Source organism: Novosphingobium resinovorum, from assembly GCF_027922145.1.
Classification (GTDB): Bacteria; Pseudomonadota; Alphaproteobacteria; order Sphingomonadales; family Sphingomonadaceae; genus Novosphingobium; species Novosphingobium resinovorum.
Window position 1 is genome coordinate 136,714 of the sequence record NZ_BSFC01000003.1, and the last position, 26,020, is coordinate 162,733.

At 65.7% G+C, this 26,020-nt stretch carries 22 protein-coding genes; 10 read left to right on the top strand and 12 right to left on the bottom strand.

Annotation, left to right across the window (positions count from 1 at the left end; genetic code table 11):
• Nucleotides 1-79 precede the first annotated feature (79 nt).
• The 5 genes from scpA to gor form a co-directional block, all read right to left on the bottom strand.
• The gene (scpA, locus tag PKE80_RS02140) at nt 80-2,230 is read right to left on the bottom strand and encodes a methylmalonyl-CoA mutase (protein WP_271181081.1); all 2,151 of its coding nucleotides are present in this window, start codon (nt 2,228-2,230) and stop codon (nt 80-82) included.
• 51 nt (nt 2,231-2,281) lie between these two features.
• Nucleotides 2,282-2,722: a methylmalonyl-CoA epimerase gene (mce, locus tag PKE80_RS02145; RefSeq protein WP_271181082.1), complete on the bottom strand. Its 441-nt coding sequence runs from the start codon at nt 2,720-2,722 to the stop codon at nt 2,282-2,284.
• Between the two features lie 5 nt (nt 2,723-2,727).
• A complete protein-coding gene (gene bktB / locus PKE80_RS02150; protein ID WP_271181083.1) occupies nt 2,728-3,909 on the bottom strand; it encodes a beta-ketothiolase BktB in 1,182 nt (393 codons plus the stop codon).
• A gap of 93 nt (nt 3,910-4,002) precedes the next feature.
• The gene (locus PKE80_RS02155) at nt 4,003-5,529 is read right to left on the bottom strand and encodes an acyl-CoA carboxylase subunit beta (RefSeq protein ID WP_271181084.1); all 1,527 of its coding nucleotides are present in this window, start codon (nt 5,527-5,529) and stop codon (nt 4,003-4,005) included.
• Between the two features lie 204 nt (nt 5,530-5,733).
• Nucleotides 5,734-7,092, bottom strand: a complete 1,359-nt coding sequence (gene gor / locus PKE80_RS02160; RefSeq protein ID WP_271181085.1) for a glutathione-disulfide reductase — start codon at nt 7,090-7,092, stop codon at nt 5,734-5,736.
• 180 nt (nt 7,093-7,272) lie between these two features.
• Here gor and PKE80_RS02165 point away from each other — a divergent pair, with 180 nt between their 5' ends.
• Entirely contained in the window at nt 7,273-7,935 is a 663-nt protein-coding gene (locus PKE80_RS02165) for an RBBP9/YdeN family alpha/beta hydrolase (RefSeq protein WP_271181086.1), read from the top strand.
• 64 nt (nt 7,936-7,999) lie between these two features.
• Here PKE80_RS02165 and pgi read toward each other — a convergent pair whose 3' ends face one another.
• Nucleotides 8,000-9,520 (bottom strand): glucose-6-phosphate isomerase, encoded by a 1,521-nt coding sequence (gene pgi, locus PKE80_RS02170; RefSeq protein WP_271181087.1) that lies wholly within the window; start codon nt 9,518-9,520, stop codon nt 8,000-8,002.
• Nucleotides 9,521-9,669: 149 nt separating this feature from the next.
• Here pgi and lepB point away from each other — a divergent pair, with 149 nt between their 5' ends.
• The 5 genes from lepB to PKE80_RS02195 all read left to right on the top strand — a co-directional run bounded on the left by lepB (nt 9,670) and on the right by PKE80_RS02195 (nt 14,791).
• Nucleotides 9,670-10,512 (top strand): signal peptidase I, encoded by an 843-nt coding sequence (lepB, locus tag PKE80_RS02175; protein WP_271181088.1) that lies wholly within the window; start codon nt 9,670-9,672, stop codon nt 10,510-10,512.
• A complete protein-coding gene (gene rnc / locus PKE80_RS02180; RefSeq protein WP_008828823.1) occupies nt 10,513-11,181 on the top strand; it encodes a ribonuclease III in 669 nt (222 codons plus the stop codon).
• Entirely contained in the window at nt 11,178-12,071 is an 894-nt protein-coding gene (gene era, locus PKE80_RS02185) for a GTPase Era (RefSeq protein WP_008828824.1), read from the top strand. The genes rnc and era overlap by 4 nt, the downstream gene beginning before the upstream one ends.
• Nucleotides 12,068-13,159: an SGNH/GDSL hydrolase family protein gene (locus PKE80_RS02190; protein ID WP_271181089.1), complete on the top strand. Its 1,092-nt coding sequence runs from the start codon at nt 12,068-12,070 to the stop codon at nt 13,157-13,159. The genes era and PKE80_RS02190 overlap by 4 nt, the downstream gene beginning before the upstream one ends.
• A 198-nt stretch (nt 13,160-13,357) precedes the next feature.
• Nucleotides 13,358-14,791, top strand: a complete 1,434-nt coding sequence (locus tag PKE80_RS02195) for a glycosyltransferase family protein (protein WP_271181090.1) — start codon at nt 13,358-13,360, stop codon at nt 14,789-14,791.
• 34 nt (nt 14,792-14,825) lie between these two features.
• Here PKE80_RS02195 and PKE80_RS02200 read toward each other — a convergent pair whose 3' ends face one another.
• The 5 genes from PKE80_RS02200 to plsY all read right to left on the bottom strand — a co-directional run bounded on the left by PKE80_RS02200 (nt 14,826) and on the right by plsY (nt 20,090).
• Nucleotides 14,826-15,005: a hypothetical protein gene (locus PKE80_RS02200; protein ID WP_008828827.1), complete on the bottom strand. Its 180-nt coding sequence runs from the start codon at nt 15,003-15,005 to the stop codon at nt 14,826-14,828.
• Nucleotides 15,002-17,638, bottom strand: a complete 2,637-nt coding sequence (topA, locus tag PKE80_RS02205; protein WP_271181091.1) for a type I DNA topoisomerase — start codon at nt 17,636-17,638, stop codon at nt 15,002-15,004. The genes PKE80_RS02200 and topA overlap by 4 nt, the downstream gene beginning before the upstream one ends.
• Before the next feature lie 110 nt (nt 17,639-17,748).
• Entirely contained in the window at nt 17,749-18,384 is a 636-nt protein-coding gene (locus PKE80_RS02210; RefSeq protein ID WP_271181092.1) for a hypothetical protein, read from the bottom strand.
• A 12-nt stretch (nt 18,385-18,396) separates the two neighbouring features.
• The gene (dprA, locus tag PKE80_RS02215) at nt 18,397-19,506 is read right to left on the bottom strand and encodes a DNA-processing protein DprA (protein ID WP_271181093.1); all 1,110 of its coding nucleotides are present in this window, start codon (nt 19,504-19,506) and stop codon (nt 18,397-18,399) included.
• On the bottom strand, nt 19,503-20,090 hold the full coding sequence (gene plsY / locus PKE80_RS02220) for a glycerol-3-phosphate 1-O-acyltransferase PlsY (RefSeq protein ID WP_271181094.1): 588 nt from the start codon (nt 20,088-20,090) through the stop codon (nt 19,503-19,505). The genes dprA and plsY overlap by 4 nt, the downstream gene beginning before the upstream one ends.
• 110 nt (nt 20,091-20,200) lie before the next feature.
• Between plsY and murI the strand changes: the two genes are divergently transcribed.
• From murI to PKE80_RS02240, 4 genes are all read left to right on the top strand, one after another.
• On the top strand, nt 20,201-21,049 hold the full coding sequence (murI, locus tag PKE80_RS02225) for a glutamate racemase (RefSeq protein ID WP_271181095.1): 849 nt from the start codon (nt 20,201-20,203) through the stop codon (nt 21,047-21,049).
• Nucleotides 21,050-21,072: 23 nt separating this feature from the next.
• Nucleotides 21,073-21,870 carry a hypothetical protein gene (locus PKE80_RS02230; protein WP_271181096.1) on the top strand — a complete coding sequence of 266 codons (798 nt, stop codon included), beginning with the start codon at nt 21,073-21,075 and terminating at the stop codon, nt 21,868-21,870.
• Between the two features lie 128 nt (nt 21,871-21,998).
• Nucleotides 21,999-23,213 (top strand): 5-aminolevulinate synthase, encoded by a 1,215-nt coding sequence (gene hemA / locus PKE80_RS02235; protein ID WP_271181097.1) that lies wholly within the window; start codon nt 21,999-22,001, stop codon nt 23,211-23,213.
• Nucleotides 23,214-23,376: 163 nt separating this feature from the next.
• The gene (locus tag PKE80_RS02240; RefSeq protein ID WP_271181098.1) at nt 23,377-24,477 is read left to right on the top strand and encodes an NADH:flavin oxidoreductase/NADH oxidase; all 1,101 of its coding nucleotides are present in this window, start codon (nt 23,377-23,379) and stop codon (nt 24,475-24,477) included.
• Here the strand turns inward: PKE80_RS02240 and PKE80_RS02245 are convergent.
• On the bottom strand, nt 24,467-25,990 hold the full coding sequence (locus PKE80_RS02245; protein ID WP_271181099.1) for a hypothetical protein: 1,524 nt from the start codon (nt 25,988-25,990) through the stop codon (nt 24,467-24,469). The genes PKE80_RS02240 and PKE80_RS02245 overlap by 11 nt on opposite strands.
• Between the last annotated feature and the right edge of the window lie 30 nt (nt 25,991-26,020).

Genomic DNA, 26,020 nt, shown 5'->3' on the forward strand with positions numbered 1-26,020 from the left:
CATTCCTCAGGCGGCACGCGCGCGGCTCGGGGCCAAAGCCCTGTCATAGAACGCGATGCCGTGCTGATCCAGCATCCCCTTACTCGGCCGCCTGCAGTTCGGAGCCGGCCGGCGGCATGTTATGGCCGAGCAGGCGCAGCACGTCGGCGGCGCATTCGACCACGTTCGAGCCGGGGCCGTAGATGCCCTGAACGCCGGCATTGCGCAGGTATTCGTAGTCCTTCGCCGGGATCACCCCGCCTGCGATCACCTTGACGTCGCTGCGCCCGGCATCGCGCAGCTGCTGGATCAGTTCGGGGATCAGCGTCTTGTGACCAGCCGCGAGGCTGGAGGCACCGACGACATCGACTTCGTTCTGCAAGGCCAGCACCACGGTTTCCTCGGGCGTCTGGAACAGCGGGCCGGAGACGACCTCGAAGCCCATGTCGCCAAAGGCCGAGGCGATGATGTTGGCGCCGCGATCGTGCCCGTCCTGGCCCATCTTGGCGACGAGCAGCTTGGGCTTGCGGCCAAGGCGGCGCTCCACCGCCTGAACGCCGTCCAGCACCTGCTGCCAGCGGCTGTCGCCCTCGTAAGGCGCGCCGTAGACACCCTTCACCGGGGTCGGCTGGGTGCCGTAGCGCTCGAAGCTCTCCTCCATCGCGGAGGAGATTTCGCCGAGGGTCGCGCGGGCGCGGGCCGCTTCGACCGCAAGGGCGAGAAGGTTGTTCTCGATGCTGGCGGGCGCGGCGGCGCCATCGGCCAGCGCCTTGAGCGCGGCCTGGCACACGGCTTCGTCGCGCTCCGCCTTCATCTTGTTGATGCGGGCGATCTGACCTTCGCGAACCTTGGCGTTGTCGATGTCGAGCGTCTCGATCGCGTCCTCGGCGGCGAGGCGGTACTTGTTGACGCCGACGATCACGTCGTCACCCCGGTCCACGCGCGCCTGGCGGGAGGCGGCGGCGGTCTCGATCATCGCCTTGGGCCAGCCGGCCGCAACGGCCTTGGCCATACCGCCTTCGGACTGGACGCGCTCGATGATCTCCCAGGCCTGATCGACGAGGCTCTGCGTCAGCGATTCGATGTAGTACGAGCCACCCAGCGGATCGACGACATTGCACATGCCGGTCTCCTCCTGGATGATGATCTGGGTATTGCGGGCGATGCGCGCCGAGAAGTCGGTCGGCAGCGCGATCGCCTCGTCCAGCGCGTTGGTGTGCAGCGACTGGGTACCGCCCAGCATCGAGGCCATCGCCTCGATCGTGGTGCGGATCACGTTGTTGTAGGGGTCCTGCTCCTGCAGCGACACGCCCGAGGTCTGGCAGTGGGTGCGCAGCATCTTCGAACGCTCATCCTTGGCCCCCAGATCGGTCATCACGCGGTGCCACAGCACGCGCGCGGCGCGCAACTTGGCCACTTCCATGAAGAAGTTCATGCCGATGGCGAAGAAGAACGACAGCCTCCCTGCGAACTTGTCGATGTCGAGGCCCGAGGCGACGCCGTATTTCACATATTCGGCGCCGTCGGCGATGGTGAAGGCCAGTTCCTGCACCTGCGTCGCGCCGGCTTCCTGCATGTGGTAGCCGGAAATCGAGATCGAGTTGAACTTGGGCATCTCGCGGCTGGTGTAGCCGAAGATGTCCGAGATGATCCGCATGCTCGGCTCGGGCGGGTAGATGTAGGTGTTGCGGACCATGAACTCCTTGAGGATGTCGTTCTGGATGGTCCCGTCGAGCAGCTTGCGATCGACGCCCTGCTCTTCACCGGCGACGATGAAAAATGCCAGGATCGGGATCACCGCGCCGTTCATCGTCATCGAGACCGACATCTTGTCGAGCGGGATGCCGTCGAACAGGATCTTCATGTCCTCGACCGAGTCGATCGCCACGCCCGCCTTGCCGACATCGCCCACCACGCGCGGGTGGTCGGAGTCATAGCCACGGTGAGTCGCGAGGTCGAAGGCGACCGAAAGGCCCTTCTGGCCCGCCGCGAGGTTGCGTCGGTAGAAGGCGTTCGATTCCTCGGCGGTGGAGAAGCCCGCGTACTGGCGGATGGTCCAGGGCCGGCCCGCATACATCGAGGCGCGCACGCCGCGCGTGAAGGGCGCGAAGCCCGGAAGGCCCGGATCGACGGTCACGTCCTCGGCGGTGTAGAGCGGCTTGACCGCGATGCCCTCGGGCGTGTCCCAGGTCAGGTCCTTGCCCTTGACTTCCTTGGTTGCCGCTGCCTGCCAGTCGTTGATGTCAGCCATGTTCGCTATTCCTCGGATCGCCCGGCCGCAGGGCCGGGTCTTCGGGTCGAATTAGTGGTGGTCGCCCTTGGGCGTTTCCATGATCTCGGTGAGCTGGCCGCCCATGTCCTTGGGGTGGACGAAGAAGATCAGCGTCCCGTGTGCGCCCATGCGCGGCTCACCCAGCACGCGCTTGCCGAGGCCCTCGAACCACACCTTGGCAGCGTGGATATCGGGCACTTCATAACAGATGTGGTGCTGCCCCCCGAGCGGGTTCTTCTCCAGCCACTTGCCCACCGCCGAATCCGGCGAGGTGGGCTGGAGCAGCTCGATCTGCGTGCCCGCAGTGCCGCCCTCGCCCGGCGTGTTCACGAAGCAGACGCGCACCTGCTGGCTTTCGAGCACGAACGGCTCGGTCACGTCGGTAGCGCCCATCACGTCCTTGTAGAACGCGATCGAGGCGTCGAGATCGGGCGTGGCGACGCCAATGTGGTTGAGGCGGCCGAGCTTCATGGCAGTTATCCTACGTTCTCGATGACCATGGCGATGCCCTGCCCGCCGCCGATGCACATGGTGACGAGGCCGTACTTCCCGCCGATGCGCTTCAACTCGTACATGGCCTTGATGGTGAGCATGGTTCCCGTCGCACCGACGGGGTGACCGATCGAGACGCCCGAACCGTTGGGATTGACCTTCGCCGGATCGAAGCCGAGCACCTTGGCGACGGCGGCGGCCTGCGCGGCGAACGCCTCGTTGCTCTCGATCACGTCCATCTGGTCGAGGCTCAGCCCGGCGCGCTTCAGCGCGATCGGAACGGCCTTGATCGGGCCTTCGCCCATGTATTCCGGCTCGACGCCCGCGTGGCCCCAGGCGACGATACGCGCGAGCGGCTTGAGGCCGCGCTTCTCGACTTCAGCACCCGTGGCGAGCACCACGGCGGCGGCACCGTCGTTGATGCCGCTGGCATTGCCCGCCGTGACCGTGCCGTCCTTCTTGAAGGCCGGGCGCATCTTGCCCAGCACTTCTACAGTGGTGTCGGCCTTCACGTGCTCATCGGTGTCGAAGACGGTAACGCCCTTGCGGGTCTTCACCTCGACGGGCAGGATCTGCTCCTTGAAGCGGCCCTCGGCGATGGCATGCGCGGCGCGGGCGTGGCTGGTCGCGGCGAGCGCGTCCATGTCCTCGCGGCTGACGCAGTGGCGCTCCGCCACATTTTCCGCCGTGATGCCCATGTGGTAGCCGCCGATGGCGTCCGACAGGCCGAGCGTCAGCGCGTCTTCCTGCGTGTTGGCGCCCATCTTCCTGCCCCAGCGCACGCCGTGGTCATGGTAGGGCACGTTCGACATGACTTCGGCGCCGCCCGCCAGCGTCACCGAGGCCTCGCCCAGCTTCATCATCTGCGCGGCCGAGACGATCGCCTGCACGCCCGAGCCGCACAGGCGGTTCAGCGTCAGCGCCGGAGTGGCGAGCGGGATGCCGGCATTGATGCCGATCACGCGGGCCAGCATCTGGTCGCGCGCGCTGGTGGGCATGACTTGGCCGATGACCACATGCTCCACCGCGTCCGCCTCGATCCCGGCGCGGGCAAGCGCTTCGGTAGCGACGAGGCCGCCGAGGTCCGAAGGCATGAACGACTTCAGCGAACCGCCGAAATCGCCGACTGCCGTGCGCACGCCGCTGACGATGTAGACTTCTTCCATGACCTGACTTCCAATCCCTTATCCTTCGACCGGGCGCCGTATTCGGCCTTCGCATCCGGTCAGTGTACTCTCAAAAAGGCCACCTGCCGCGCATCACAGCGGGATGTTGTCGTGCTTCTTCCAGGGATTCTCGAGTTCCTTGTTCCGCAGCTTGCGCAGGCCGAGCGCGATGCGGCGGCGGGTCGAGTGCGGATAGATGACCTCGTCGATGTAGCCCCGGCTCGCCGCCACGAAGGGATTGGCGAAGCGGTCCTCGTATTCCTTGGTCTTGGCGGCGATGCCGTCTGCATCCTGACCGCGGAAGATGATCTCCACCGCGCCCTTGGCGCCCATCACCGCGATTTCCGCAGTGGGCCAGGCGTAGTTGAGGTCGCCGCGCAAGTGCTTGGAACTCATGACGTCGTAGGCGCCGCCATAGGCCTTGCGGGTAATGACGGTGATCTTGGGCACGGTCGCCTCGGCATAGGCGAACAGCAGCTTGGCGCCGTGCTTGATGATGCCGTTGTGCTCCTGGTCGGTGCCGGGCAGGAAGCCCGGAACGTCGACGAAGGTGATAAGCGGAATGCTGAACGCATCGCAGAAGCGCACGAACCGCGCCGCCTTCTTCGACGAGTTGATGTCGAGCACGCCCGCCAGCACCATCGGCTGGTTGGCGACGATGCCCACGGTCTTGCCCTCGACCCGGCCGAACCCGATGATGATGTTGCCCGCGTGGAGCGGCTGGAGTTCGAAGAACTCGCCCTCGTCCACCGTCTTGCGGATGACTTCGTGCATGTCATACGGCTGGTTGGCCGAAGGCGGGATGATCGTGTCGAGACTGGGTTCTAGACGATCCCATGCATCGGCCGAGGGACGTTCCGGCACGCCGTCGCGGTTGGACGAAGGCAGGAAGTCGAAGAAATCGCGGGCCGCCAGCAGCGCCTCGATGTCGTTCTCCAGCGCGAGGTCGGACACCGAAGTCTTGCTGGAGTGCGTGATCGCGCCGCCCAGTTCTTCCTGCGTGACGACTTCGTTGGTGACGGTCTTCACCACTTCGGGGCCGGTGACGAACATGTACGAGCTGTCCTTCACCATGAAGATGAAGTCGGTCATCGCCGGCGAGTACACCGCGCCGCCCGCACAGGGGCCCATGATGAGCGAGAGCTGCGGCACCACGCCCGATGCCAGCACGTTACGCTGGAACACGTCGGCATAGCCGCCGAGCGAGGCGACGCCTTCCTGAATGCGCGCGCCGCCGGAATCGTTGAGGCCGATGACCGGCGCGCCCACTTTCAGCGCGGCGTCCATCACCTTGCAGATCTTCTGCGCGTGGCGGGCCGAGAGCGAGCCGCCGAACACCGTGAAGTCCTGGCTGAACACGTAGACGAGGCGGCCGTTGATGGTGCCCGAACCGGTGACCACGCCGTCGCCGGGGATCTTCTGGTCCTGCATGCCGAAGTCGACGCAGTCATGCTCGACGTAGAGGTCCATCTCCTCGAAGCTGCCTTCGTCGAGCAGCACGTCGAGGCGTTCGCGCGCGGTCAGCTTGCCCTTGGCATGCTGCGCGTCGATGCGCTTCTGACCACCACCCAGCTTTGCGGCGGAGCGGCGCTTCTCCATTTCGGCGATATTTGCGGACATCCGGATTCCCTTGCCTCGGCGCATGCAGCGTCAATTGCTGCATCCGCGTAAGACCGGGAAAGGCCTCTGGTCAACTGTTTTTAATCGACCGGTTAAACTTATCCGGGGTGGGTCTGCGATCTATCCGTCAGGCGATATGACCGAACCCACCCACCCGCCATTGCGAGCGCAGCGAAGCAATGGCGAAAGAGGGTTTCGCCCCCCTTACTTCATCAGCACCAGTTCTTCCGACATAGTCGGGTGAACCGCCACGGTGGCGTCGAAATCGGCCTTGGTCAGCCCCGCCTTCACCGCGATCGCCGCGACCTGGATCAGTTCCGGCGTGTCCGCGCCGATCATGTGGATGCCCAGAACCTTGTCCGTCTCGGCATGGCAGATCATCTTGTAGAGCGAGCGTTCGTTGCGCTGCGCCAGCACGTTCTTCATCGAGCGGAAGTCGCTGGTGTAGACCTTGCAGGTGCCGAACTGCTCGGTCGCCTGCGCTTCGGTCAGGCCCACGCCCGCGAGCGGCGGGTGGCTGAACACTGCCGAGGCAATGCACGAATAGTCCACGCTGGCCTCCTTGCCGCCGAACACGCGGTCGGCGAAGGCCTGCCCCTCGCGGATGGCGACGGGGGTGAGCTGCACGCGGTCGGTCACGTCGCCCACGGCATAGATGCTCGGGACGCTGGTACGCGCGTTCTCGTCCACCGCGATGGCGCCCTTTGCGTTCAGCTTCACGCCGACGTCATCGAGGCCGAGGCCTTCGATATTGGGCACGCGCCCGGTGGCGAACAGGACGAGGTCGACTTCGAGCGGCTCGTGATTGCTCATGTGGACGACCAGCGAACCGTCCTCCTGCTTCACGATCTTCTCGAAGTTCGCGTTGAAACGGAACTCCATGCCCTTCGCGAGCGAAATCTGGAGCAGGCGGTCGCGCACGCTTTCGTCATAGCCGCGCAGGATCTGGTCCGAGCGGTTGATAAGCGTCACATGGGCGCCGAACTGGTGGAAGATGCCCGCGAACTCGTTCGCGATATAGCCCGCGCCCGCGATCAGCACGCGCTTCGGGATCGCGTCGAGATGGAACGCTTCGTTGGAGGTGATGCCATGCGTATGCCCCGGGCATTCCGGCACATGCGGCCGCGCGCCGGTGGCGATCAGGATATGCTTCGCGGTCTTCTTCTCGCCGTTCGCCAGCGTAATCTCGTGCGGGCCGGTGATCGTCGCGCGCTGGTGGAATATCTCGACCTTATTGTTGTCGAGCGTCTGCGTGTAGAGGCCGTTGAGGCGATCGACGTCGCCCAGCACGTTGTCGCGCAGGGTCTTCCAGTCGAACTTCGGCTCGCCCACGTCCCAGCCGAAGTGGCGCGCGTCCTCAAGGTCTTCGGCGAAGTGCGCGGCGTAGACGAGCATCTTCTTGGGCACGCAGCCCCGGATCACGCAGGTTCCGCCGACCCGGTACTCTTCGGCCACCGCCACGCGCGCGCCGTAGGCAGCCGCAACGCGGCTTGCGCGCACGCCGCCCGAACCGGCGCCGATGGTGAAGAGGTCGTAGTCGTAGTCGGCGCCTTGGTCAGACATGCGGTGAAGCTCCTTTGGTCGCGGGGCATATGGGACATGGGCTGGGTGATTGCCAGCACACTCGGCGCGCATTTCCATCCGGCGCTCAAGAATTTCTTCCTGCCGCTTTGACCTCGGAACGCATTGTCAACTTTATCAGTTGAGTTTACATTCGAGCCCATAGCACAAGGGAGATCGCCGATGCCCCGTTCTCTTCAAAGTCATTCGCTTCAGAGCGAATCCGAAAAGCAGGAACCGCTGATCCTTCTCGTCCCCGGCCTCGACGGCAGCGGACCGCGCCACTGGCAGCGGCGCTGGGCGGAAGAGTTCGACAATGCCCAGCTGGTGGAGCTGGGCACCTGGGACAACCCCCACCGCAACACTTGGATCAACCGTTTGAACCTGGCCGTGCACCGCGCGGGACGGCCCGTGGTGATCGTCGCCCACAGCCTCGGTTGCATCCTGACCGCGTGGTGGTCCAAGTTCGAGCAGCCGAGCTGGTCCGCCCCGGTGATCGGCGCGATGCTGGTCGCGCCGCCGGAAGTCGACTTTTTTCCGCGCGACGAACGGGTGACCGGCTTCGCGCCGACGCCTGCCGATGCGCTGCCCTTCCCTTCGCTGCTGGTGGCGAGCCACAACGATCCGTGGATGGGCTTCGAGACATCCAAGAGCCTGGCGCGGCGCTGGGGCAGCACGTTCGTCGACGCCGGGAACAGCGGGCATATCAATGCAGATTCCGGCCTCGGCAGCTGGGAGGACGGCAAGCGCCTGCTCTCGCAGTTGATCGAGATCGGCGCATCCTCGCCGGGATCCGCCCTGCCTGCTCATGCCGATTGGGCCGAGGGCCTCGAACACCGCGCCTGACGGCGCGCCATCCTACCCTTGCAGGGCGCCGGGGCGACCTAACGGTCGTCCCGGCGTATTATTTTCAGGCGATGCCCGCCAGCGCCAGCAGCGCGGTGGTCGAAGGATCGAACTCCACGCCACCCTGCTCGATCTGCTTGGCGATCTCCTTGCCGAGTTCCACGCCGAACTGGTCGAACGGGTTGATCCCCAGCAACACCGCGTTGGCGAAAGTCCGGTGCTCATGAAACGCCACAAGGGCGCCGAAGGTGGCGGGCGTCAGGTCATCCACCAGGATTGTCGCCGAGGGGCGGTCGCCCGGATAGGCACGCGCCGGATCCTCGCTCGCCTTGCCCGCCATCAGCGCGGCACCCTGCGCGAAGCAGTTCGACAGCAGGATGCGATGGTGATCGAAGGCAAGGTCGTGCCCGGGCGCGATCGAGGCGATGAAGTCCACCGGCACCAGGTTGGTGCCCTGATGAAGCAGCTGGAATACCGCGTGCTGCGCATCGGTGCCCACCCCGCCCCACGTGATCGGCGCGGTGGAGCCATCGACCGGCTTGCCGTCGAAAGTTACGCGCTTGCCGTTCGATTCCATCTCCAGCTGCTGAAGATAGTCGGGCAGCAGCGCCATGCGCTCGTCATAGGCGAAGACCGCGCGGGTCTGGCAGCCACGCAGGCGGGTGTAGTACTGATCGGCGAATGCGGCACGCAGCGGCAGATTCGCCAGCCCGTCGGTATCGCGGAAATGCACGTCCATCGCGGCGGCACCGTCGAGAAACTCGGCGAAGTCCGGCCAGCCCAGAGCCATGGCGACGGGGAAGCCGATCGACGACCACAGCGAATAACGCCCGCCCACGCTCTCGGAGAACGGCAGGATGCGGGTTTCGTCCACGCCCCACTCCATCGCCTTTTCCGGCGCGGCGGTCAGCGCGACGACGCGGCCATAGGCATCCTCGACGCCGTTCTCGCGCAGCCAGATCAGCACGCTGTCGGCGTTGGTCATCGTCTCGATGGTGGTGAAGGTCTTGGAGGCGACCGCGAGCATCGTGGTGGCCGGATCGCACTTGGCAAAGGCCTGCTCCAGCGCGCAGCCGTCGATGTTGGACACGACATGCACGTCCACCATCGCGCCTTCACGCGCCAGCGCGTCGATCGCGAGCGCCGGACCGAGCGCCGAACCGCCGATGCCGACATGGATCAGGTGCTTCACCTCGCCCATGGCGCCGCGATGGATGGCCTCGACGATCGCGGCCATGCGGTGATGGTTCTCGGCTGCAAGCTGGACGCTCGCCTCGCTGCCGACGCCGCGCTGGGCGGTGTGCTCGGCGGCGCGGCCTTCAGTCGGGTTGACGATCTCGCCCGCGAACAGCGCCGCACGGCGGCCCGCGAAGTCCTGCGCCTGCGCCAGTTCCTCGAAGGCGGCGACATGCGCGGCGTCGAGGTGCGTCTTCGACCAGTCGAACAGGATTCCGGTGGAGTTCTCCTCCTCACCCAGTTCGAAGCGCGTCGCGAAAGCATCCAGACGGCCGGAATCGGCATCGAAAAGCTGCTTCAAGGTGGGTTTGTCGAGGCCCTGCAGCTTGTTCCATACCGCTTCGCTCATACAACGCATCTCCTGGTAAGCATTCGATGCGCCTTATGCGTTCCGCAGTTGCGAAATCCAAGCCCGAGTTGTGCAATTATCGGCCAGTACCTCACGTTGGTCGGGATCGCTCTTGACGGAAGCACGCGGCCATGGGCAAGGGTTTGCCCATGAGCGACACCCATAGCGCGACAAAGATCGAAGCCGGTCAGGCACCCGCCGGAGCCCCCGATGCCAAGCCCAAGAAGGACGAGAACTTCTTCTCGTTCCTGTTCTGGCTGGTGCTGGGCGTGGTGGTGCTGCGCAGCTTCATCGTTTCGCCCTTCAACATCCCCAGCGAGTCGATGCTGCCCCGGCTGCTGACCGGCGACTATCTGTTCGCCACCAAGTGGTCCTACGGCTTCTCGAAGTATTCGCTGCCCTTCAGCGTGCCGCTGATCCCGGGCCGCATCCTCGCCAGCCAGCCCGAGCGCGGCGACGTCGTCATCTTCAAGGCCCCGCCAGACAACGACGTCGACTACATCAAGCGGGTCATCGGCCTGCCCGGCGACGAGATCCAGATGAAGGGCGGCCAGCTGTGGATCAACGGCAAGTCGGTGCCCAAGGTGAAAGTCCCTAACTTCACCGTGCCCGTCAGCCCCAACACCGACTGCGGCCCCGGCTTCGAGACAACGGACAACGGCAAGGACGTCTGCTCCTACCCGCAGTTCCGCGAGACGCTGCCGAACGGCAAGAGCTACACCGTGCTCGACATGGGGCCGACCCCGCAGGACGACACCGGCGTCTTCGTGGTGCCCGAAGGCCACCTGTTCCTGATGGGCGACAACCGCGACAACTCGATGGACAGCCGTTTCCCGGCGGTCGAGGGCGGCGGCGTCGGCATGGTCCCGCAGGAGAACCTCGTGGGCAAGGCGGCGGTCATGATGTTCTCGACCGACGGTTCGGCCGAATGGATCAAGCCCTGGACATGGTTCACCGCCGCGCGCTGGAGCCGCATCGGGAGCGTGATCTGAGTGCTTGAAGCAAATACCCGCGCCTTTCTGATCAAGCATTCCGGCCAGGAGCCGCTCGACGAAGCGCTCTGGCAAGCGGCCCTGACGCACGGCTCCACAGGCGAGAAACGCAATTACGAACGGCTGGAGTTCCTGGGTGACCGGGTACTCGGCCTCTCGGTGGCCGAATGGCTCTACCGGGGCAGCGACGAGGCGGAAGGCCGCCTGTCGCAGCGCCTCAACGCGCTCGTCAGCCGCGCCACTTGCGCCACGATCGCCCGCGACATCGGCCTCGGCCCGCACATGCGCCTCGGCAAGCAGGCGCGCGACGACGGCGGGCAGGATTCGGAGAACATCCTGGGCGACGTGATGGAGGCGATCATCGGCGCCTGTTTCACCGAGCGCGGTTTCGAAGCGGCGCGCGATATGGTACTCGGCCTCTGGGCGGATACGCTCCAGGGCAAGACCGGCAAGCGCAAGCATCCCAAGTCCGCGCTGCAGGAATGGACCGCAGGCAACCGCCGCCGGATGCCCGAATACAAGTTGATCGAGCGTTCAGGTCCGGATCACGCCGCGCGCTTCACGGTCGAAGTGTCGGTCCACAACGTCGGTTCGGCGCAGGCCACCGCCCATTCCAAGCAGGACGCCGAGACCGGCGCCGCAGAAGAGTTCATGAGGAAATTCGGATGACCCAGCACTGCGGTCTCGTCGCCGTCATCGGCGCCCCCAACGCGGGCAAGTCCACGCTCGTCAACGCGCTCGTCGGGCAGAAGGTGGCGATCACCTCGGCCAAAGCGCAGACCACCCGCGCCCGCCTGCTCGGCATCGCGCTCGAGGGCGAGGCGCAGATCATCCTCGCCGACACCCCCGGCATCTTCGCGCCGCGCCGCCGCCTCGACCGCGCGATGGTCGCCGCCGCCTGGGAAGGCGCGCAGGAGGCCGACGCGATCCTGCTGATCGTCGATGCGGTGAAGCTGCGCCGCCACGAACTGATGCCGCTGCTCGAAACGCTGAAGGACCGCACCGAACGCAAGGTGCTGGTGCTCAACAAGGTCGATGCAAGCGCCAAGGAAAAGCTGCTGGTGCTGGCGCAGGAATTCACCGCCGAAGTGCAGTTCGACGAAGTGTTCTTCGTCTCCGCCCTCAGCGGCGACGGCGTGCCGCAGCTCAAGACCTGGCTGGCCGGGCAGATGTCCGAAGGCCCCTGGCACTATCCCGAGGACCAGGTTTCCGACGCCAGCGAACGCCTGCTCGCCTGCGAAATCACGCGCGAACAGCTCTACCGCCAGCTCCACGAGGAACTGCCCTACGACGCCGCCGTGCGTCCCGAAGCCTATACCCCGCGCAAGGACGGCTCGGTCGAGATTCGTCAGCAGATCGTCGTGACGCGAGACAACCAGCGCGCCATCGTCCTCGGTAAAGGCGGCTCGAAGATCAAGGCGATCGGCGAGGCCGCGCGCAAGGAACTGAGCGAAGTGCTCGGCCAGAAGGTCCACCTCTTCCTCCACGTGAAGGTCGAGGAGAACTGGGCCGAAACCAAGGACATCTACGAGGAAATCGGACTCGACTGGGTGAAATGATGAAGGCCGCATTCTCGACCCTCACTGCCACCGCATTCCTGCTGTGCGGCTGCGCCACGCCTTACATGAAGGCCGTGGCCGCCGAGAAGGCGCAGGTCACCCTGGTGGAAGAGAACCTGGCCGGGCAACGCTACGTCGCCATCGGCTCGTCGTTCGCGGCTGGCCCCCAGCTTCCGCCCGTGAAGCCGAGTTGGCCCGCACGCTGCGGTCAGAGCTTCAACAACTACCCGACGCTGCTCGCCGAACGCTTCGGCATGGTGCTGATCGACCGTTCCTGCTCGGGCGCGGTGACCGACAACGTGCTCGGCCCCTGGGGCGAAGTGCCGCCGCAGATCAACAGCGTCACGCCCGACACCCGGCTGGTGACGATCACCATCGGCGGCAACGACCTGTCGTACATCGGCAACCTGTTCTCGGCGACTTGCGCGTTCAACGCGAAGATCATCGCCGCCTCGGGCGCCAAGACCAAGGCCTGCGGCCCGGTCCGCATCCCCACCGAGACCGACTACGTCCGCGACGAGGCGCAGCTCAACGAGATCGCCCGCCGCATCAAGGCCACCGCCCCGCAGGCGCGGATCGTCTTCGTCCAGTACCTGACCCCCGTGCCGCCGCCGGGCAAGCTCTGCGCCGACACCCCGGTCAGCGAGACCGACGCCGCGATCGTGCGCGAGATCGGCCGCCGCCTTGCCGAGATCACCGGCCGCGTGGCGCAGGCGCACGGCACCATCGTCGTCGAGATGAACCAATCGTCGGCCACGCACACCCCTTGCGACAAGGAGCCGTGGATGATCGGCTCGCCGCAGGGCTACGACGGGCGGCAGGGCCTGCAATGGCACCTCAACAAGGCCGGGATGCAGGCGACGGCGGACGGCATCTCGACCTGGCTCATCAAGAGCGGCGTAAGGCCGGTGAAGCCTTCGGTGACGGTCGAGCCCGGCCTCAATCCTCCGGGACCGGCGCCGACGAAGCCTGCCCCCGGGCAGCCGATCCCCGCCGTCCCGGTGCCGGCACCGACGGCCGCCCCAACGGCCAAACCTGCGCCGGCGCCGACGGCCAAACCGTCGAACGAGACGAAGAAGCGCTCGTAACGCCGCAGAAGTCTGGCGACGGCGCGATCCGCCGTCGCATTCCTGCAATCAAAACGCCTTAAGCGCCCTTTCCCAACAACCGCCGTTCCCCCCGCGGCCGGAACGAGGAAAGGGTCGCTCATGGTCGCGCGGAGTGCCGCCGCGGCGCAACGGAATGTTTCGATTGCCGTTCGCCGTCCTATCGGCGGCCGGCTTCGGTTGGGTTCGCTCGCGCTGTACCTGCCGATCGCCTTCGCATTGCGACTGCTGATGCTGGGCAAGCCCGCATTCCAGTCGGACGAGCAGTTCTACCTCCTCGTCGCGCAGCGCATGGCGCAGGGCGCCCTTCCCTACGTCGACATCTGGGATCGCAAGCCCTGGGGCCTGTTCGCGCTCTATCGCGCCGTTTACGCCCTGCCGTTCGATCCGGTCTTGACTTATCAGTTGCTCGGCCTTGCCTGCTCGGTGCTCACCGCGCTGGTCATCGAACGCATCGCCCGCCGCATCGCTCCGCCCCGCGCAGCGCAGTGGGCGGGGCTGGTCTATCTGCTTTGGCAGCCGGTGTTCAACGTGGCGCTTGGCCAGTCGCCGGTGTTCTACAACCTGCCTGTCGCCCTTGCCGCGCTGATCGTCGTCGATGTGCGAACGCGGGCGCACGATCCCTTGCTTGCCCGCCGCGGCCTGGAGGCGATGCTGCTGTTCGGGCTTGCGATGCAGATCAAGTACACGGCGGTCTTCGAAGGCGCTGCCTTTGGCCTGATGCTGCTGGGACGCGGCTGGGCGGACGGCTGGCCGCCCCGGAGACTGGTCCTGGCGGGCGCCGGATGGATCGCGGCGGCGCTGGCTCCGACTGCGGCGGTCTGGACAGGCTATGCATGGCTCGGCCACGGCGATGCCTTCGTGCAAGCCAATTTCACCTCGATCCTGGGCCGCACGACGGACATGGCCGATGCCTTCGGTCGGCTCGCCAAGGAATGCCTGGCGCTGATCCCTTTCGCGCTCGCCCTGCTTCTGGCACCCCACCACCTGCGCCCCGTTCGCGGAGAGCGCCCGGCAACCCTGCCGTCCCTGCGCATTTGGGCGCTGGCGAGCATCGGCGGGTTCCTGGTTTTCGGCACTTGGTACGACCACTATCTCGGCCCCGTGCTGGTGCCGCTGAGCGTGCTTGCTGCCCCGGCCCTCGCACGTAGCCGCCCGGGAGAGCGCTGGTACGGCCAACTGCTACTTGGGCTCGGTGCGATCGGTGCCGTCGCGGCGCCCGCCCTGCAGGTCCGCGAAAGAGGCGATGCCACGCAATTCGCTAGCATGACACACGCGATCACCCGCGAACTGCACGGCCGCTGCCTTTACGTCTTCGAGGGCGACAGCGCGCTCTATCGCACCACCAACGCCTGCATTCCAACGCGATTTGCCTACCCAAGCCACCTCAATGCGATGAATGAAGCGGGCGCGCTGAACATCGACCCGGTGAGCGAAGTACGCCGCATCATGGCCAGCCGCCCCGGCGTGGTGGTGATCGGGCTGTCGAAGCGTCCGAACCGCGCCAACGAAAAGACGCGCGACATCGTCATGGAAGCGCTGCGCAGCGATTACCAAACTTATGCGCAGGCCAGCCTAGGCACCCGCCGGTTCGCGCTGTGGCGGCTGAAATGACGCCGCCCCGGAACTGATCCGGGGCAGGAGACCGTCACCGCGCCTTGGCGATGTTCATGCCATGCTGGCGCGCCGCATCCTTGGTCGATTCCTCGGTTCGGTTGAGGGCCTTGGCAATTTCCTTGAGGCCCTTGCCCTTGCCCGCGAGGGTCTGCAGCTTCTGCAGTTCCTCGGGCTTCCAGGGCTGCTTGTGCTTGGCAACCTTGTCGCTCATGCTTCGACATCCCACGGTGCGGCGCTGTCCTGATCGGCATCTGCGGCCGCCTTCTTTTTCGGTGCTGCTTTCTTGGCCGTTGCCTTCTTTGCCGCCGGCTTCTTGGCACCGTCCGTCTTGGCGGCGGCAGTCTTCTTGGGCGCCGCCTTCTTGGCTGGCGCCTTCTTCTTACCCTTGGCCGGCCCCTTGGCCGCCTTCTCGTCGATCAGCACGACGGCCTGCTCGGCGGTGAGGTCCTCCGGCTTCTGGTCGCGCGGGAGGGTGGCGTTGGTGGTGCCGTCGGTGACGTAAGGACCATAGCGGCCCGCCATAACCTTGATCTCGCCGCCGCTGGTTGGATGCGCGCCCAGCAGCTTGAGCGGTTCCGCCTTGGTGCGCGAGGCCGCGCCGCCGCGATTGGCGGCGTCAGCCAGCATCGAGACCGCGGCGTTCATGCCGGTGTCGAACACTTCCGCCGTCGAACGCAGCCGTGCATACTTGCCGTCATGCGCGAGGTACGGGCCGTAACGCCCGATGCTGGCAGTGATATCCTTGCCCGTCTCCGGGTGCGGACCCACGGTGCGCGGCAGGCTGAGCAGCTTGATGCCCCATTCCAGCGTCAGTTCGTCGATATCCTTGGGGATCGAGGCACGCTTGGCCTCCTTGCCCTCGCCCAACTGGATATAAGGACCGAAGCGCCCGGTACGGCGCATGATCTCCATGCCGGTCTCCGGGTCCTTGCCCAGCCCTTCGTCATCGCCGCCTTCGGCGTTGCCTCCGGGCTGCGCGAACTTGCGGGTGAACTTGCACTCCGGATAGTTCGAGCACGCCACGAACGCGCCGTAACGACCGCCGCGCAGGGACAGGCGCCCCTCGCCGCACTTGGGGCAGACACGCGGATCAGTGCCGTCCGCCTTGGGCGGGAACAGGTAATCGGAGAGGAATTCGTCCAGCGCCTCGGTCACTTCCGAGGGCTTCTTCTCCATCACCTCGTCGGACTTGGGCTTGAAGTCGCGCCAGAACGCTTCGAGCAGCGCCTTCCATTCCTGGCGTCCGCCCGAAACGTCGTCGAGTTCGTCCTCCATGCCCGCCGTGAATTCATAAGCCACGTAGCGGGGGAAGAAGCGTTCGAGGAACGAGGTGAGAAGTCGCCCCGTCTCCTCTGCGAAGAAACGGTTCTTCTCGGTCCGCACGTAAGCGCGGTCCTTGATGACCTGGATCGTCGCGGCATATGTCGAAGGACGCCCGATGCCCAGTTCCTCCAGCCGCTTCACAAGACTGGCTTCCGAGAAGCGTGGCGGCGGCTGGGTGAAGTGCTGCTCGGCGGTCACGTCCTTCTTGGCCGGCATGTCGCCCGCCTTCATGAAGGGCAGCAGGCCTGCCTCGTCGTCATCGTCGGCCTTGTTGTCGCGGCCTTCCTCGTAGACGGCAAGGAAGCCCGGGAATTTCACCACGGTGCCGGTGGCGCGCAGTTCGTTGCGGCCAGTTCCGTCGCGCAGGGTTACGGTGGTACGCTCAAGCTGGGCCGAAGCCATCTGGCTGGCCATCGCGCGCTTGAAGATCAGATCGTACAGGCGCGCCTCGTCCCCTGAACCGAAGCGGTCCTTGGTGAACTCGGTGGGACGGATCGCCTCGTGCGCTTCCTGCGCGTTCTTGGCCTTGGTCTCGTAGTGGCGCGGCTTTTCGGGAACGAAGTGGCCAGAGAAGCGCTCGGCGATGGCGGCGCGGGCGGCCGAGATCGCACTCGGGTCCATCTGCACGCCATCGGTACGCATGTAGGTGATCGCACCCGCTTCATAGAGCGTCTGCGCCACGCGCATCGTCTGGCTGGCCGAGAAGCCCAGCTTGCGTGCGGCCTCCTGCTGCAAAGTCGAGGTGGTGAACGGCGGCTGCGGGTTGCGGCGATGCGGCTTGGTCTCGACGCCCTCGACCTTGAAGGCGCCCTGCTCCACCGCGGTCTTGGCCCGCATGGCGATGCCCTCTTCGCCCAGGCTCAGGCGATCGAGCTTCTGGCCCTCGAACGTCACCAGCTTGGCGGTGAAGTCGGTCCCGTCATGCGCCATCTGCGCGGCAACGGACCAGTACTCCTGCGGCGTGAACGCCTCGATCTCGCGCTCGCGATCGACGATCAGGCGCAGTGCCACCGACTGCACGCGGCCCGCCGACTTGGCGCCGGGCAGCTTGCGCCACAGAACCGGCGAAAGCGTGAAGCCGAACAAGTAGTCCAGCGCACGGCGGGCGAGGTAAGCGTCGATCAGGTCCTGATCCAGCTCGCGCGGCTGGGTCATCGCCTTGGTGACGGTTTCCTTGGTGATTGCGTTGAAGGTGACGCGCTGCACGTCCTTGGGCAGCGCCTTGCGCTTGGCCAGCAGTTCGCGCACGTGCCACGAGATCGCCTCGCCCTCGCGATCAGGGTCGGTCGCGAGGATCAGGCGGTCGGCGGTCTTGGCGGCATCGGTGATCGCCTTCACCTGGCGCTGCTTGTCGCCGTAGAGTTCCCAGTCCATCGCGAACTCCTCGTCCGGGCGGACGGAGCCGTCCTTGGGCGGCAGGTCGCGAACGTGGCCGTAGCTGGCGAGGACCTTGTAGTCCTTGCCCAGGTACTTCTCGATGGTCTTGGCCTTGGCGGGCGATTCTACGATGACTAACTGCATTTCAGACTTTCTTACTGCCCCTCACGTGCACGTACGCACACATGTGTATGCGCATAGGGTGGGAAGGCTTGGGGGCGTTCGTCAAGCCTTGTGCGTCTTACGCCCTGCATTCAGGCGAAGACGTTGTCGAGGTCACTGGCCTCGGTTCTTGACAATCGGAAGGCAGCGACCGCCACCAGCGAGGCGACGATGCCATAGAATGCCGCGAAAAGGTTCGGCGTCACAGCCGCCGCAAAAGGCGGCAGTTGGGCAAACTGTTCCTGCCCAAATTCAAGCGCCACCAAAGCAGAGCCGAGAATCGCGGCATTGATCGCGTAGGCGACGGCGATGGGGAGCCAGCATTGCGCCGTGGCGCTCCAACTCGACGACAGCGATTCCTGCGAGCGGTTATCCTCGACGATGATGAAGGTGGGAACGAGCGACCAGCGCGCCATGAGGAACAGCCCCGGCAGCACCAGCAACAGAAAACCGAACATGATGCCGAGGCCAGACAGCAGTTGCGCCACGAACAGCGAGCCAAGCCGCCATCTCTCGCCCCAATGCCCCAGTAGACGTTGCAGCACAGCGTAATCGAAAATCAGCCCGACCACGCCGCCGATGAATATCGAAGCCGTTGGTGAAACCATGTCCGAGGCAGTGTAGGTCGCCACTTGCAGGATGCCGACCAGTCCCAGGAACGGCAGGTGTTGTCTTGCAACGAAACCCATTTCGCCTAGCAGGTCGCCAACGCTGAAACGTGAATTCACTCCATTCCCCCCTTACCCCAGACTGACCCGTCCGCCTGCATGGCGCACCAGTTTCCCCGCCAGTTCCAATTCGACCAGGGCCAGTTGTACGGCGGACGCGGCAGCCCCCGATTGACGGATCAGTTCATCCACCCCGACCGGGGCCGTCGTCAGCAGCCCCGCGACATCGGCGGGCTCGCCCGATTGCGCGATCGACATCTCCTCAGCCCAGTGACGAGGCGGTTCGCGCAGGCTCGTCGGCGCTATGCCCGAAAAGTCGGTTAGTTCCTCAATCACGTCCTGCGCGCCCTGCACCAGCGTCGCGCCGTCCCGGATAAGCTGGTTGCAGCCGTGCGATCGGGCATCGAGCGGCGATCCGGGAATTGCCATGACCTGCCGCCCCATTTCGCCCGCCAAACGGGCAGTAATGAGTGAGCCGGACCTTGGCGCGGCCTCGACCACCACGGTCCCCAGGCACAGCCCGGCGATGATCCGGTTTCGCGCAGGAAAATGGCGGGCGAGCGGCTCTGCCCGGGGCGGCTGCTCCGCCAGCAGCAGGCCGCGTGTGGCGACATTTTCCTGCAAGGCTCCATGTTCCGGCGGGTACGTGATGTCGATGCCACTGGCGATGACGCCGACCGTCGCTCCGTCCGTCGCGAGCGCCCCCTGATGTGCAGCGCCGTCTATGCCTCGGGCAAGGCCCGAAACCACCGTCCAGCCTTGGGCCGCCAGTTCGTGGGCGAACTCCCGTGCCAGCCGGATCGCCGCCGCCGATGCATTGCGGGCACCGACCATAGCGACGCAAGGTCGCGCCAGCAACGAGAGGTCGCCGCGCCATGTCAGGATCGGCGGCGCGCCTTCCGACTCGGCCAGCAGGCGCGGATAATCCGGCGAGTCGTGAAAAAGATACCGCGCGCCTGCCTTACGGGTCGCAGCGATCTCGTCGTGGATGCGATGCTCGGAAGCAGGTTTGTAAGGGCGACCCGAACGACCCGCGACTTCGGGCAAAGCCGCGATCGCGCTCACTGCGTCGCCGAAACGGGCGAGCAGGTGGAGGTAGGTGACCGGGCCGACATTCGGCGAACGCAACAGGCGGATGCGGGCGAAGGCTTCGTCCTGCGAAAGACCGCCCGGTGCGCTCACTTCTTCTTGCCGCCCCCGATGCGCGGTTCGGTCCCGGCGCGCAGGCGGGCGATGTTTTCACGGTGCTGGAACAGCACGAGCGCCGCGATCACCGTCAGCACCAGCCCCGCCTGCGGATACCCCAATACAAAAGCCGCGAGCGGAGCGACGATAGCGGCCGTCATCCCGGAAACCGAGGAGATGCGCACCGTCGCCAGCAGCCCGATCCAGGTCACCGCGTAAGCCAGCCCGACCGGCCAGGCGAGCCCGAAGGCGACGCCCGCCGTGGTTGCGACGCCCTTGCCGCCCTTGAACCGCAGCCAGACCGGGAAGCAATGACCAAGAAATGCGCCGAGAGCCGCCAGCGGCGCCCACTCCGGCCAGACATGCGCGGCGATCAGCACCGCCGCCAGCCCCTTGAGCAGGTCCAGCAGCAGCGTCGCGGCAGCCAGGCCCTTGCGCCCGGTCCGCAGCACATTGGTCGCGCCGATGTTGCCCGATCCGATCGAGCGCAGATCGCCTGCGCCGGTAGCCCGGGTCAAAATGAGGCCGAACGGCACGGAGCCGAGCAGATAGCCGAGTACGAGGGGGAGAATCCAAACCATGCGACGCGCCTTAGCGCCCTATCGCGCTTTGCAGAAGACAGGTTGCAGCATTCGGCGTTGCCCGAACAGGCTCCGCGCGGTTAACAGGTGGCAAGGTCCAGGGATTGATAATGGCTTCCGATACACAGAGCGTGCCGCAAGGGGCCGCCACCAGGCTTGCAGGTATCGATGCCACGGCCCCGATCCTGCTCTTCGATTCGGGCGTGGGCGGGCTGACCGTGCTGGAGGAAGTGCGCAAGGCCCTGCCCGATGCACCGATCATCTATGCGGCCGACACCGCCGGGCTGCCCTACGGCACCAAGACCGAGGCGCAGATCGCCGCGCGGGTCGCGGGCCTGCTCGGCCGCATGACCGAGCGGCTGCGCCCGCGCCTCGTCTGCATCGCCTGCAACACCGCCTCGACCATCGCGCTGGGCATGGTGCGCGAAGTGCTCGAAGTGCCGATCGTCGGCACCGTGCCCGCCATCAAGCCTGCCGCCGCGATGACGAAGACCGGCGTAATCGGCCTGCTTGGCACCGAAGCGACGATCCGGCAGGCCTACGTCGATCGGCTCGAGCACGAATTCGCCGCCGACAAGCGCCTGCTCCGCTATGGTGCGCCGGGCCTCGTCGAGGCGGCGGAAGCCAAGTTGCGCGGCGAGCCGGTCGATCCCGCACTCATTCGCCACGCCGCCGAGGCGCTGCGCGCGCAGTCCGAAGGCGAACGCATCGACACCGTCGTCCTCGCTTGCACCCATTTCCCGTTGGTCGAAGCCGAACTCGCCGAAGCGTTCGGCCCCGACGTACGCTTCGTCCATGGCGCGCAGGGCATCGCGCGGCAAGTCGCGCGTCTCACCGCGGGACAGGAATATTCTCGCCAAGGCCCGGACCTCGCGCTATTCACCGGGCAGGGAGAATTGCCCGGTGCCTATGCCGAGAAGCTGGCGCACTACGGGCTCATGAGGATCGAGAGGTTTTGACGCGACGGCTCAATTTATGGTTGTTGTCGGTACTGCTCATCATTGCCATTCCCTACTACTGGTTCCTGGCCGACGCCGGGGTCGGACCCGGGAAAGGTGAACCGAAAGCGAAGCCACTGACGATCGGTTCCTTGCGGGCACTGGCGGAAGAGGGCGACGGCCAGCGGCCGATCGAACTCCGCGTCGAAACGGTCGGCATGCGGATGACCTCGCGCAATATGCTCATGGCGGGCGGCGGACTGCGCCAGATCGCCAACCTAATCCGCGCCTATGAGCTTATCGTGCCGGGCGGCGAGCCGATCGTAATCGATGCCGGGATCACCCGATCAGCCGCGAAAGAGCACGAACTGGAAATTTATGACGGCGCGGCCCAAGCTCGCATCCAGCACGCGCTTTCCAAGGCCGCACATGTCGTCCTGCTGGCCGACAAGCCGACACATAACGGTGGTCACCCAACCGGAACCCGGCGCGCCGAGAATGAACTCCAGGCATCCGGCGATGCGCCCTACACCCTCTCTCCCGGAGTCGTTGTGATTCCGGCCAGCAGCGTCGCTCCCGAAGCGAAAATGGTCTATGTCCGGCTGGCCGACGACCGCGAATACCTTTTCACGGGTGACATCGCCAAGCTCGCGATCAACTGGAAGGAACAGCGCCTTCCTGCCCGGATCGCGACACGGGGAGAAATCGCCTCATTCCGCAGCGAAACGATGTCCTGGTTGATGACGATCAATGCATTGCACCGCGCCGCGCCGCAGATGACGATCGTTGCGGGGCACGAGCCTTCCAAAATCCCGTTTTCCGCAGGCACGTTTTCCGATTAGCCCTTAGGTACAAGCGACTGGCAATGAGAGACGCGATAAGCTATTGGCCGCAGCAAATGCAGTCCGGGCAACGGACGCAACGCTTTGGGCAGGCGCCGGAACAGGCAAGGCAGGACAAAGTCGACACCGTGAACTACGAGCACATTTTCGACCAGGCGATCGAGCGCCTTCACTCCGAAGGGCGCTACCGCGTCTTCATCGACATCCTGCGCAACAAGGGCGCCTATCCGAACGCCCGGTGCTTCGCCGGCCACAACGGGCCGAAGCCGATCACCGTGTGGTGCTCCAACGACTATCTCGCCATGGGCCAGCACCCCAAGGTGATCGAGGCCATGGAAGAGGCGCTACACGACGTCGGCGCCGGCTCCGGCGGCACCCGCAACATCGGCGGCAACACGCATTACCATGTCGATCTCGAGGCCGAACTGGCCGACCTGCACGGCAAGCAGGGCGCGCTGCTGTTCACTTCGGGCTACGTCTCGAACGACGCCACGCTCTCGACGCTGGCCAAGCTGCTGCCCGGCTGCGTGATCTTCTCGGACGAACTGAACCACGCCAGCATGATCGCGGGCATCCGCAATTCGGGCTGCGAAAAGAAGGTCTGGCGCCACAACGACCTCGAACACCTCGAGGAACTGCTGGCCGAGACCGATCCTGCCCTGCCCAAGCTGATCGCCTTCGAATCGGTCTATTCGATGGACGGCGACGTCGCCCCGATCCACGCGATCTGCGACCTCGCCGAAAAGTACAACGCCCTCACCTACATCGACGAAGTCCACGCGGTCGGTATGTACGGCCCACGCGGCGGCGGCATCACCGACCGTGACGAGGCTGCACACCGCATCGACATCATCGAGGGCACGCTGGGCAAGGCGTTCGGTGTCATGGGCGGCTATATCGCCACCAACAACAAGATCATCGACTGCATCCGCTCCTACGCGCCGGGCTTCATCTTCACGACCTCGCTCTCGCCGGTGCTGGTCGCGGGCGTGCTCGCTTCGGTGCGTCACCTCAAGAGCTCGAGCGTCGAGCGTGAGGGCCAGCAGCGTTCCGCCGCGATGATGAAGCAGATGTTCCGCGATGCGGGCCTGCCGGTTATGGACTCCGTCACGCACATCGTCCCGCTCATGGTGGGCGATCCGGTGCGCGCCAAGCAGATCAGCGACATCCTGCTCGCTGAGTACGGTGCCTACGTGCAGCCGATCAATTTCCCGACCGTCCCGCGCGGCACCGAGCGCCTGCGCTTCACCCCCGGCCCCGCACATACCGAAGAGATGATGCGCGAACTGACTGACGCTCTGGTCGAGATCTGGGACCGGCTGGAGATGCGCCTGGCTGCCTGAGACGCGTAACACGCTTTCGCAGTTGCAAGATATTCTTGTCCGAAAGGCCCTCCGCAGTGCGCGGGGGGCCTTTTTTCTGGCCCGCTCCGTTCCCAAGTGCACGTGCGTTGCGGCGCTTCCAACGCTCCCTCCCCCTCGCAACGACATGACCAGAGGACCATCCATGGCAAAGCTCTTCGAGCCCCTCGCTCTCGGCGACGTCACGCTCGCCAACCGCATCGTCATCGCGCCGATGTGCCAGTATTCCGCCGAGGACGGCCGCATGACCGACTGGCACACCCAGCACCTCGGCCAGTTGGCCCAATCGGGCGCCGCCATCCTGACGATCGAGGCAACCGCCGTCCTGCCCGAGGGGCGCATCTCCTACGCCGACGTGGGCCTGTGGGACGACGCCACCGAGGCAGCCATGGGCAAAGTCCTGGAAAGCGTCCGCCGCTGGTCGGACATGCCCATCGCCATCCAGCTTGCCCATGCCGGTCGCAAGTCCAGCACCGCCAAACCATGGGACGGCGGCGCTCAGATCGCACCGGACGCAGCCAACGGCTGGCAGACGGTCTCTGCCTCCGACCTGCCCTTCCAGAAGCATGAGAATGCGCCGGTGGCGTTAGACAGCGCCGGGCTAGCCCGCGTCCGCACCGCCTTTGCCGAGGCCGCGCATCGCGCCGCACGGCTCGGGATCGACGCCATCCAGATCCATGCCGCGCACGGCTACCTGTTGCACCAGTTCCTGTCGCCGCTCTCCAACATGCGCACGGACGAGTATGGCGGCAGCCTCGAGAACCGCATGCGCTTCCCGCTGGAAGTCTACGATGCGGTGCGCGCAGCCTTTCCTGCCGAGAAGCCGGTGACAGTGCGCCTCTCCGGCACCGACTGGGTAGAGGGTGGCTGGGACATCGAGCAGACCGTCGCCTTCTCCAAGGCTCTGGAAGCGCGCGGTGCGGCTGCGATCCACGTCTCCAGCGGTGGGCTGCACACCGAGCAGCAGATTCCCGTCGGTCCCAACTATCAGGTGCCGCTGGCAAGAGCCGTAAAGCAGGCCGTTTCGATCCCGGTGATCGCCGTGGGCCTCATCACCGAACCGGAGCAGGCCGAAGCGATCATCGCCACCGGCGATGCCGACATGATCGGGCTTGCGCGTACCGTGCTCTACGACCCGCGCTGGCCGTGGCATGCGGCAGCGGCGCTGGGCGCAAAGATCGCCGTCGCGCCGCAGTTCCTGCGCAGCCAGCCGCGCGCCTACAAGGACCTGTTCGTCAGCGCCTGACAAATAGCGTGTCGCCGCCCGCCCGCTTCGCCACGACGAAGCCCGGCGGCGGCGGCAGGTCGGCAGGAATCCCGCCCGAAACCCAGACCGCGTCGAAACCATCCGCACGCATGCCCGCAATCTTTACGTTCATCGCGGCGAGGTCCGGCCGGTTTTGAGGGCAAAGCGGCGCCACGTCCTGCGTCCCGCCGGACCAGCGCTGCGCGAGGAGCGGATCGCGGACGGTCATCAGCTTGGCATTGTCGACCATGAACAGCGTGTTGACGTAGGCATCCCTGCGCGTGAGCGCATAGCTGCCCAGCTTCTCGTCCGGCACCAGACGCCAGGGAAAACCGCAATCCGGCGCCGCCCAGAGATAGCCGACGCGCCCTCCGCGCGGCACTGCACCGAGCAGCGTCAGGCGTTGTTCGAGGACGTGGCCATGGCGCACCCAATCCCGGGTCACTGTCCCGACGCGCACGCAAAACAAGGCGATTCCCGCCATCACGATCAGGCGCTCCCGTTCGGGACGGGCGCTCGGCGTGATCGCCAGCACAAGGACCAGTAGCGCGATAGGCGCGGTACGCAAGTCCGTGCCCCAGGCATTGAGGATCGTCGTGGGGGCCGCGACCGCCGCGAAGGCGAGCAGCACCCCGCTGACGAGCAACCTCCGCTCCAGCCTGCGCCCCGACGCCCATAGCAAGGCAACCCCACTGACGCAGGCCAGCGCCGCCAGCAAACCAATATCCACCAGCTTGTCCGTGCCTCGCAGCACGCTGGCGAAGACCACGATCTTGGTGTTCACGAAGTCGACGTAGGCCGGGCCGCTCCCGTGCCCCGCCGCCTCGGAACGCCAGAGCAGCAGCGGCACGACCGGCACCAGCAGAACGAGATTGGGCCGCATCGCCGGCCACACCTCGCGCCAGCTTCCGAGCTTCCCCAACTCGTTGCCCGCCGCGAGGATAAGCAGGACCACCCAACTCGCCATATGCGCCGTCCACACGACCAGCGCCGCAACTGCCAGAATCACCTGCTCGCGTCCGCTTTCGCGCGGCCGGGTGTACAGCCATGCCGCTACCAGCAAGGCCAGACCGATGCCCATGCAGTAATTGAGAAACCCCCACATCCATGCCTGATGCATGGCGAAAGGCAGTGCAACGAAAGCGCTTGCGCTCACTCGCCCATGCGCGGCGCGGGAAAGCTGGAACAGGCCCATGACCGTCAGCGGCGCCAGCAAGGCTCCAACCACCAGCGTCGCACGCTCGCTGCCCAGCAGGGGCGCCAGCAGCACCGAAGGCAGATCGGCACCGAGGTTGGCGATCCACTGCCAATGTACCGCAAATATCCTGCTCAGCGCAGGATCGGCCATGATGTTGGCCAGAACGTGATGCCGTGCCATGTGCGACGGCATGTCGACGAAACCCGGCACCGGCGCCAGCAGCACCGGCAGGAAAGCCAGCGCCACCATCGCCGGCATGAGCATCCGCCAGCGCGGGATCGGGGTGCGGTCGTCGAGTTTCGGCATCAGCGCCATGTAGCCCGCGGAGTGTTAAGATCGCCCCAA